This is a genomic window from Proteus sp. G2669, assembly GCF_009915245.1.
Lineage (GTDB): Bacteria > Pseudomonadota > Gammaproteobacteria > Enterobacterales > Enterobacteriaceae > Proteus.
Window position 1 is genome coordinate 1 of record NZ_JAABLX010000033.1, and the last position, 9,023, is coordinate 9,023.

Annotated in this window: 9 protein-coding genes; 7 read left to right on the forward strand and 2 right to left on the reverse strand. The window is 36.4% G+C overall.

Annotated elements, in window-relative coordinates; genetic code table 11:
* A partial coding sequence (locus GWI68_RS09070) for a CS1-pili formation C-terminal domain-containing protein (protein WP_208105147.1) occupies positions 1 to 1,041 on the forward strand: 1,041 nt, incomplete at its 5' end.
* A 13-nt stretch (positions 1,042 to 1,054) separates the two neighbouring features.
* The gene (locus GWI68_RS09075) at positions 1,055 to 2,626 is read left to right on the forward strand and encodes a fimbrial protein (protein WP_166540063.1); all 1,572 of its coding nucleotides are present in this window, start codon (positions 1,055 to 1,057) and stop codon (positions 2,624 to 2,626) included.
* A 26-nt stretch (positions 2,627 to 2,652) separates the two neighbouring features.
* Here GWI68_RS09075 and GWI68_RS09080 read toward each other — a convergent pair whose 3' ends face one another.
* Positions 2,653 to 2,850, reverse strand: a complete 198-nt coding sequence (locus GWI68_RS09080) for a hypothetical protein (protein ID WP_166540064.1) — start codon at positions 2,848 to 2,850, stop codon at positions 2,653 to 2,655.
* A 74-nt stretch (positions 2,851 to 2,924) separates the two neighbouring features.
* Positions 2,925 to 3,227: a phage holin family protein gene (locus GWI68_RS09085; protein WP_109410219.1), complete on the reverse strand. Its 303-nt coding sequence runs from the start codon at positions 3,225 to 3,227 to the stop codon at positions 2,925 to 2,927.
* A 575-nt stretch (positions 3,228 to 3,802) separates the two neighbouring features.
* Between GWI68_RS09085 and GWI68_RS09090 the strand changes: the two genes are divergently transcribed.
* The 5 genes from GWI68_RS09090 to GWI68_RS09110 form a co-directional block, all read left to right on the forward strand.
* Positions 3,803 to 4,063: an ogr/Delta-like zinc finger family protein gene (locus tag GWI68_RS09090; RefSeq protein ID WP_023582814.1), complete on the forward strand. Its 261-nt coding sequence runs from the start codon at positions 3,803 to 3,805 to the stop codon at positions 4,061 to 4,063.
* A gap of 262 nt (positions 4,064 to 4,325) precedes the next feature.
* Entirely contained in the window at positions 4,326 to 5,390 is a 1,065-nt protein-coding gene (gene dhaK, locus GWI68_RS09095) for a dihydroxyacetone kinase subunit DhaK (RefSeq protein WP_166540065.1), read from the forward strand.
* Positions 5,391 to 5,419: 29 nt separating this feature from the next.
* Complete coding sequence (gene dhaL / locus GWI68_RS09100) at positions 5,420 to 6,052, forward strand: dihydroxyacetone kinase subunit DhaL (RefSeq protein WP_109410221.1); 633 nt, start codon at positions 5,420 to 5,422, stop codon at positions 6,050 to 6,052.
* A 41-nt stretch (positions 6,053 to 6,093) separates the two neighbouring features.
* Positions 6,094 to 7,542, forward strand: coding sequence for a dihydroxyacetone kinase phosphoryl donor subunit DhaM (gene dhaM, locus GWI68_RS09105; protein ID WP_166540066.1), 1,449 nt, complete (start codon positions 6,094 to 6,096; stop codon positions 7,540 to 7,542).
* Positions 7,543 to 8,561: 1,019 nt separating this feature from the next.
* Positions 8,562 to 9,023: common pilus major fimbrillin subunit EcpA (locus tag GWI68_RS09110; RefSeq protein WP_166540067.1), on the forward strand; the 462-nt coding region annotated here is incomplete at its 3' end.

Consider the following 9,023-nt stretch of genomic DNA (forward strand, 5'->3'; position numbering starts at 1 on the left):
ACCCTCAATTTGACTCAATTTTGGGAATATGCCGGATCATTTACCTATTCCTATACCAAAGATTTACGCGATAAAAACAAATCGAATAACTTTGAATATTCCACCACACTCTATAACGGACGTTACGGTAGCATGAGTTTGCGTACCGGTGTTCAACGTTATCACTACGATAACCAAAGTAGCACTAACGAAAAATACATCACACTGGATTTCTCACTACCACTCGCAACATGGCTTAGTGCCGGCGTTTCTTCTAGTAATGGTAATGTGCGTGGCGAGTTATCTGCATCGAAAAGCTTTGAAGATTCGGCTATTCGTAACGCAGGTTTATCGGTATCAACCTTATTACACGATAAAGACGGTACTGACAGTGATTTCTCTGTCAGTGGTTACGGCTCTTTTGATACCAAATACAGTACTGGTACGCTAACCATGAGTCGCCCTAATAATGATCGTTTAAATACTACGTTAACCGCTAGAGGTTCATTGGCATATAGTGATATGAATTTCTCTGCCAGTGGTAAACAAGAAACATCAGGGGTAATTGTTAAAACAGGCATTGATGGTGAAGGGCAAATTGCCGCCAACGTCAATGGCCAACGCTTTGTTTTATCCGGTAGCAATAACTTTATTCCGCTTTCTCCTTACGCGGAATATAAGGTCGAATTACTCAATGATAAAAACAGTGAAGATAGCTTTGATATCGCCTCAGGTCGAGTGAAAAACGTAGTGCTTTATCCGGGTAACGTTGCAGTACATCAACCTGAATTAAAACAAATGGTTACCGTATTTGGTCGAATGAAATCGCCTGATGGCACACTGTTAGCCAGTGCGCAGGTACGTAACCATATCGGTCGCACTCAAACTGACCACCAAGGTCAATTTGCGATGGATGTTGATAAACGCTACCCAGTGATTTCATTACAACAAGATGATAAACAAATTTGTGAGGCTGAATTAGATTTGTCATCAGCTCGGGGTGTGCTGTGGGTGGGTGATGTAATTTGTGATCCGCAAACTACGTTGGTAAACAGGAATTAAAGGAAAGCATATAATGTTCAAACATTACCTATTATTAATACTTGCCCTTTTTACTACATTCACATGTAATGCAGTAACCTACACCAATGATATTGTTTTTATTGAAAACAATATTGATAACGAATATTTTATTACACCGCAAAAAACGGATCCCCGTTTTAGTGGTGCTAACGTTTTTACCAAATATAGTAGTGACCAGCTTAGTTTAGGTTACATGGGATATACGGGCGTAGTGCCTATCAATAATTACTTTGATATTTGGTTAGAAAACTCTCCAATTAAAATGCCATTTATTGGCAACCGCTGCTGGCGAACATATAGAGATTGTCCTTCTGATGGTATACAAAGACCTGAACAGGTTTTAAGCAATGGAATGTATCGTGCTTATATGAATACTCATGGTGGTGAAGCGGGTATTCCTAGGGCGATATTCTCTGATTCATTTTATCAATATATGCAAACTCTACCCGTTGGTAGTATAGAAAACTTTAGTTATTTTTTCTGCTATACCAAGGATGACTACAACCCTGCATTAGGTCAAACATGTCGCTCTGTAAACGGTAGAGTGACTGAACAAAGTTTTGCAATTACCAAAAAAGGGCATATAAGACTAAAATCAACCAATGCGTTACAAGAGATTTTTGTCGATAGTGAAGGCAATGCCGTATTAGGTTTAGGCTCTAAATTTTGTGAAATTGTTGGCGATAATGTTGTCTGTAAGATGGTCGATTATGAGCTAAGCGGTGAAAGCTTAAATGTTATGAGACTGGCGATGAAAGTAGATACAACGACATTATCATTTACGCCAGCAGCAAGTGATATTCTTCTTTCAGCAACCCCTACATCAAGAACCTTTTATTACTCTTCACCAACCATTGCCTCTTATTTAGTCACTCCTGGCGATGGGGGTGTTTATGTCCATTTTACAAAAAGCTTTTTCAAAAAATTAATTAAAAACAACGTTGATCTCTCTAAGAGCCAAGATTTATTTACCTTTAGTTTTACCAATACTGCGGTGCCTCAATCAGGATTTTATGAATTTACTCCTTCGAACACGATAATTATCAAGCCTCGTGATTATGGGATTAGTATTATTTCTAAAGAATTAGTCAACAATCCTTATAGAGAAGGAAAAGTGGGTGATAAAGAGCCACCATTAACATTTGACTATATCGTCACGACCAGTGCATTTCGCCAAGCAAATAAAATTACTGCGGCGGTTGAAGGACCTAAAACAACAATCCGAGGTCAATCTTATTGCTTATTTAGCTCCAAAGATAAAAAAATGAATGTCCCCTTTTCTGCTTATCTGACTTATACCGATGCCAGTGGCTCTAAAGTCAAAAATCGAGCAGCTTGCGATAATGTGCCTATCTCCATTAAAGATGCGCTATGGACACAAACCACATGGCCTTATCCTTACCAATTAGAAGGGTATTTTTATCGTACTGATTTGCAACTGACTTTTCCAATGAATGAAAGCGCCTCACTTTTCTCAATGGAAGGTGAAGACTGGATTGGCGTGGTAGAAGCCCGTGGTTATGTCAATGTATTTGCAGAATGGTCAGGGACTGACATTCACTAAGTGAAATAAGCGTTTTTTTATTTTTATTAAGGATGAGTTTCCTCTAATACATAAGGAAAAAGTTGAAGATCAAAGCAAGCATCCATGCTTGCTTGATCTTCGATTGCCGTTATTAACATCCGCTGTTCTAACGTTATATTGTCTCGATGCCATCCTTGAGCAATCCAACCCAAACTAAACGCCATTAGTGCAATCCATGCATATACCGCTAGTGTGTTGGACATGACCTAACTCCTTAGTCATTCGAGACAAAATTAACTTCACCGACTTTTATTATGATGAAAATGTGTTGCACTTTTTACTTGGTATCATCTTTTTCTTTTCCTGAAAAAAATTGATTACCTCGCTTACGTAACCAGATTTCGACTAATTGATAACCCACAATACCGAGCGCAGAGCCTATTCCCATTACTGCGACAGAATTAATTCCAGGCCATAAAATAAGCAGCGCACCAGCAACAACAGAAACTGCAGAGCCTAAAATAATTTTGCCGATGAACAATCTTAATGTCATTGTTTCATTCGCAACGAGCATCTTCCCTAATGCAATAAATGCGCCTACGATCACCAACGATATTAATGTGTTGTCATATTCATCCATGAATACACCTCATCTCTGATCACTTTTTATTTAACTGTAAAAAGAACCCTCACCTCCCAACATTCATCAGATAATCTGTAAAGAATTAGCAGCAACCACAACCCTGTGTAACTGAATAAATCCTGATTGAGGTAACATAAGTTCCTTTTATTTCAACTATGCGCAATATCCATTTGCGATAAACAACAAGCTATTCAGTTATATTACTGCTAACTTCCTTGTTAATTTACGATAGACATCCTTGTCTAATTATTCACTCACACTGAAAACCAACAAAATAAATAAATAATAAATTCAATATGTTGCTCATCTCCGTATGATTTAACGTGAAGCTATTATCTACAAAGTTTGTATTTCAGGCTAGTAAGTTTGTTCGGTTAACCTCGGCTATCAACTCTTAACCGACAATAACCGAATTATTCACCTTAACAAAAACAAATAAACTTGTTTTAAGCCTCTTTAAACGGCATGAAAACAAGTATTTATATAAAAAAACAATAAATAGGCTGGTTATAATACAAATTTCAGCTAATATAGAAGGTATTAAATATACCCATAACAAAGAGAAAAATGAGATGCGTGTGTTAACTATTTTTTGTCCTGAATGCGGTGAAAAAGCGCTTATAAAGAAAAGTAATCGTAAACACAAAGAGTTATCCGATCTCTATTGTGCTTGTCGTGATCCTGAATGTGGACATACCTTTGTGTTAAATCTCACGTTTAGCCATACTCTTATGCCAAGCGCAAAAAACAAAGATACATTGTTATTAGATGTTATTAAAAACCTTTCTCCAGAGCAGCGAGAGAAAGCACTCACTCTTTTGCAAGGCATGTAACCATCACGATCAGATACTCTCTTTTTCATTTATTTTTATGATCTTGCTCCCATTCTGGCAGGTTATTTGACTAACCTATTCTTATAGAAAGATAAATGATGTAGATTTATTTTTATACTAAATGAAAATAATTCTTATGTTTTAAATAATACAAACACCACGTGTTTGCCTATCCTTTACTTAATAATTTGTCAGCCGCATAGACCAGAAAATTGATTTCTGGTTTAAAGACTAAACACAAATTTCAAATGGAGCATTTAAGATGAAAAAGCTGATTAATCGAGTTGATGACGTGTTATCTGAACAACTACAAGGCTTTGCAAAGGCCCATCCTGAAATCAAACTTCATCCTTCTTCTTTTTATGTCACGCGAAAAGATGCTCCGATAAAAGGTAAAGTTGCGCTGCTATCCGGTGGCGGAAGCGGGCATGAACCCATGCATGCCGGCTTTGTAGGTAAAGGTATGCTCGATGGTGCATGTCCAGGTGAAATATTTACATCACCAACACCAGATAAAATGTATGACTGCGCCAAAGAGATTGATAGCGGTGAAGGTGTTTTAATGATCGTAAAAAACTACACGGGTGACGTGCTGAATTTTGAAACGGCAACAGAACTGCTTCATGACGATGGTGTGAAAATTGCCACAATATTAGTTGATGATGATGTGGCGGTAAAAGATAGCTTATATACCGCAGGACGTCGTGGTGTTGCCAATACCGTATTAATTGAAAAACTACTGGGTGCGGCAGCTGAAAGAAGCGACTCTCTTGATAAACTGGTTAAATTAGGCCATCACATTAATAACAATGGTTTTTCTATCGGTGTTGCCTTGGAAGCCTGTACAGTGCCTGCGGCAGGAAAACCTTCTTTTACTTTACCTGAAAATGAAATGGAATTTGGTGTTGGGATCCATGGCGAGCCAGGTATTGATCGCCGTAAATTTACTTCACTGAATGATACCGTTGATGCCATGTTTAATACCTTAATTGAAAATGGCCACTATCAACGGGTGATCCGTAATTGGGATCGTGAAAACGGCACTTGGATCGATGAAAATCAGGAAAAACAGCCTTTAAAATCTGGCGATCGTGTCATTGTTTTAGTTAATAACCTAGGTGCCACACCACAATCTGAACTTTATGGTGTTTATAACCGTTTAACCCAATGCTGTGAAAAATTCGGCTTAACCATCGAACGTTCTTTAATTGGTTCTTATTGCACTTCGCTCGATATGTCAGGGATCTCCATTACGTTATTAAAAGTGGATAACGAATTACTTACCTTATGGGATGCACCTGTTAATACACCGGCGATGGTGAAATAAGTTTTTAATGACAAAAAAAGGAACACGAAATGGCTTTAACTCATACTCAAATCATTCTTTGGTTAGAACAATGTGCATCACTTTTTGAACAAAATAGTGATTATCTGACAGACTTAGATCGTGAAATAGGTGATGCCGACCACGGCTTAAATATGAATCGTGGTTTTAGAAAGGTGCTTGAAAAACTGCCTGAATTTGAAAATCAAGATATTGGTACGATCCTTAAAACCACAGGCATGACGTTACTCTCAAATATTGGCGGAGCAAGTGGGCCTCTCTTTGGTACCTTCTTTATTCGTGCCGCAAAACCGACAGCTTCATTACAAAATTTAGAACTCAATCAACTTGTTGAAATGGTCACTGAAGGTGTAGAAGGTATTGTGAGCCGAGGAAAAGCACAGCCCAATGACAAAACCATGTGTGATGTTTGGTGGCCTGTAGTTGAGTCATTAAAACAATCTAATGAGCAAAACCTTTCTATCAAAGAAGCCCTTGATCAAGCACACATTGTGGCCGAAAAAGCCGCTGAAAATACCATTCCAATGCAAGCTCGAAAAGGGCGAGCAAGCTACTTAGGTGAACGCAGTATTGGGCATAAAGATCCCGGTAGTGCATCTGTTGTGCTAATGATACAAGCCCTTGCAAATAGCATTAACGCATAACTGACCAAGAAACCAATACAAGCAACCAATAAAGGTCTACCATGATAAATATTGTTATTGTTTCTCATAGTAAACATCTCGCTGATGGTGTGGCAGAGCTTGCCAGTCAGATGCTTAATCCGGCTCATTGCCAACTTGCAGTTGCCGCAGGTATCAACGATGAAGAACATGCAATTGGTACTGATGCCGTTAAAATTATGACGGCGATAGAATCGCTTTCTCAAGCACAATCAATTGTTGTGATGATGGATTTAGGCAGTGCAATATTAAGTGCAGAAACCGCGATTGAATTACTTGATCCTGAACTCGCTGAAAAAGTGACACTCTGCTCTGCACCATTAGTTGAAGGTACACTTGCAGCAGTTGTTGCCGCTTCTTCTGGCGCTTCTTTAGAAAAAGTTATTGAAGAAGCTTCAAACTCGTTATACCCCAAAAAAATTCAACTTGGCGAAAACTTCGTCCAGCCTAAAAATGATATTAATGCTCCCGTCAAAATCCAAGGTAAAGAGGCAAGCTGGGTCGTGCGTAATCCTCATGGTTTACATGTAAGACCTGCTGCCACCTTAGTAGAGGTACTTTCTACCTTTCATTCTGATTATCAATTAGTTAAAGGTGATAGACGAATTAATCCTCTGAGTTTAAATCAACTCTCATTAATACAAATTCGCCAAGGTGATGAGATAACACTAATTGCTTCTGGTGAGCAAGAAGATGAAGCAATCGCAGCCTTTCTTGAGCTCGCTCAAAATGGCTTTGGCGAAGAGCTCCCTTCTGACTCTGACACGACAACCTTAAAAGGCATTTTAACCCCTGTCGCCCAAATTAAAGCTCCAGCTTTTATTTGGCACGAAACTGAATTGTCGCCCGTAGAAAATTTGTCTGAATCAATAGATGTTGACACTCAAATCATCAAATTTAATCATGCCATCAAAAATACATTAAACGTTCTAAAACAGTATGCGGAAAAAGCCAATCAAACCTTAGGTGAACATATTGGGGCTATTTTTAATGGCCATATCATGATGTTAGATGATGATGAATTAATCACATCTGTAGTTGATCGTATTAAAGAAGAAAAGATTAACGCACAACAAAGCTGGTCTGATGAAATGCAAGAGAGAACACAGCTTTATTGTGCACTTACTGATCCTTATTTACGGGCACGTGAACTTGATCTCCGTGATCTGCGTAATCAAGTCCTCTATCAATTGCAAGATAAAACACGCCCTGCATTTACACCATCACAACCGGCTATTTTGGTAGCTAACGAGCTTTTCCCTTCCACCTTAATCCAATTAGCTGATAGTCCATTAGTTGGTATTGCTTTAGCCAAAGGTGATAGTCGTTCTCACAGCGCCATTATAGCCACTGAAATGCATTTACCAATGTTAGTGAATTTAGGGCCTGCACTATTAAAAGTGACTGAATCCCAGAAACTAAAACTAGATATAAACAAAGGTGAACTGATTATTGAATCGATCGCACCATAACCTCTTTTTAAATTAACTACATAAAAAACCCGCACTATCATGTGCGGGTAAACCCTCGAAATAACACGATTACCTTTAATACAACGTAAAAAACTAACTAGCAACCTGATAAAGATCATTTCTTATTTCCTTTTTAAAATAAGAAATCCAAACCATTCTATAAAAATAAATTTACTATTTTCTAATTTTCCTTTAATACCAATATATAATTAACTTGTAATTTAAATCTTTTTTATATCATCCAAAAAAGATAACTTATCCTTTAATGATGATATTCTTTTGACGGTATAATAAACATTAAGCAATTGTTTTTCACTCTGAATGAAAAATACAAATCGTAATTAGATAGTTTATTGATTTTAATTTATAGGAAATATAAAAACTTTATAGATAAAAAACAACGTAACTCAAAAAATGAGTAAACATGTAATTTTATCGTCATAATTAGAGCTATAACCCAATAAACCAAACATAACAGCATAAAATAACACGCATAGTCTATTATCGAATGTATTTATACAAAAAAAACTAAAAATTTTGAATAATAAATATTATAAAAAGCCATAAAGCATAAGATAAATTAATTAAATAAACATATAAATAACTAAATTTCGTTAAAAATAGATACAATTGATAAGATTTTATTACTTATTAAAATTAAGAAAAAATACTTATAGGATTATTCTTATCACTTTATTTTCCTATATTGTTTAAATTAATTCTATTAAATAATGTTTAATTATATTTATATCTAAATTAAAAAAACAAACACATTAAATAACAATCAGATTGATTTTATTTAAATATAAAGAATAAGCTTTTTATTTATGGAGGCTTAATAAAAGACATTAATAATACCCACCTCAAACCAATCAATAAAAGAGTTATTCTTTAAATATTTTCTTGAAATTATTTAAAGAGAAATTCTTTTATTTTAAGAATGTATCAGTGTATTTAATTTCTTTCATTAATAGAAAGATAAAAGCAATCTATTATAGATAATCATCAAAGGATATTTTATGAAAAAGCTGACATTGGCTGTTCTTGCTGTAGCTATTATGGGTGCAACTACTCTTGCTCAAGCTGATACTCGTAAAGCAAGCGCTGTTGCTTCATGGGATGCTAAAGCATACAAAGATACTAAAAGTATGTTAGTGGTTACACCATTAAAATCTTTAACTTTCTATTATGCAGAAGGTATTAAAGCGTTTAACTCTCAAGATGGTGCTTTCGATATCACAATCCAAGGTCAAGAAAAAGCAACTGACTTCAAACTGACATCAAAAATCATCACCGATAAATTAACGCGTGCATCTGATAACAGTGAATTAACTGTTGGTGTTAAATGGAATGGCACTGAATTAACTAACTCTACAGAAACCACAATGGTTGACGTAGCAGCAGGTACTTCTGCTGGCCTTGATTTCTTAGCACAAGAGGGTGCTTACAACGGTAAAGATCGTGTAAGTGGCCAAAGCCAA

Bases quoted from the DNA above. Each gene is read 5' to 3' on its own strand.
- GWI68_RS09075 (WP_166540063.1), top strand. From the start codon at position 1,055: ATGTTCAAACATTACCTATTATTAATACTTGCCCTTTTTACTACATTC.
- GWI68_RS09080 (WP_166540064.1), bottom strand. From the start codon at position 2,850: ATGTCCAACACACTAGCGGTATATGCATGGATTGCACTAATGGCGTTT.
- GWI68_RS09085 (WP_109410219.1), bottom strand. From the start codon at position 3,227: ATGGATGAATATGACAACACATTAATATCGTTGGTGATCGTAGGCGCA.
- GWI68_RS09090 (WP_023582814.1), top strand. From the start codon at position 3,803: ATGCGTGTGTTAACTATTTTTTGTCCTGAATGCGGTGAAAAAGCGCTT.
- dhaK (WP_166540065.1), top strand. From the start codon at position 4,326: ATGAAAAAGCTGATTAATCGAGTTGATGACGTGTTATCTGAACAACTA.
- dhaL (WP_109410221.1), top strand. From the start codon at position 5,420: ATGGCTTTAACTCATACTCAAATCATTCTTTGGTTAGAACAATGTGCA.
- dhaM (WP_166540066.1), top strand. From the start codon at position 6,094: ATGATAAATATTGTTATTGTTTCTCATAGTAAACATCTCGCTGATGGT.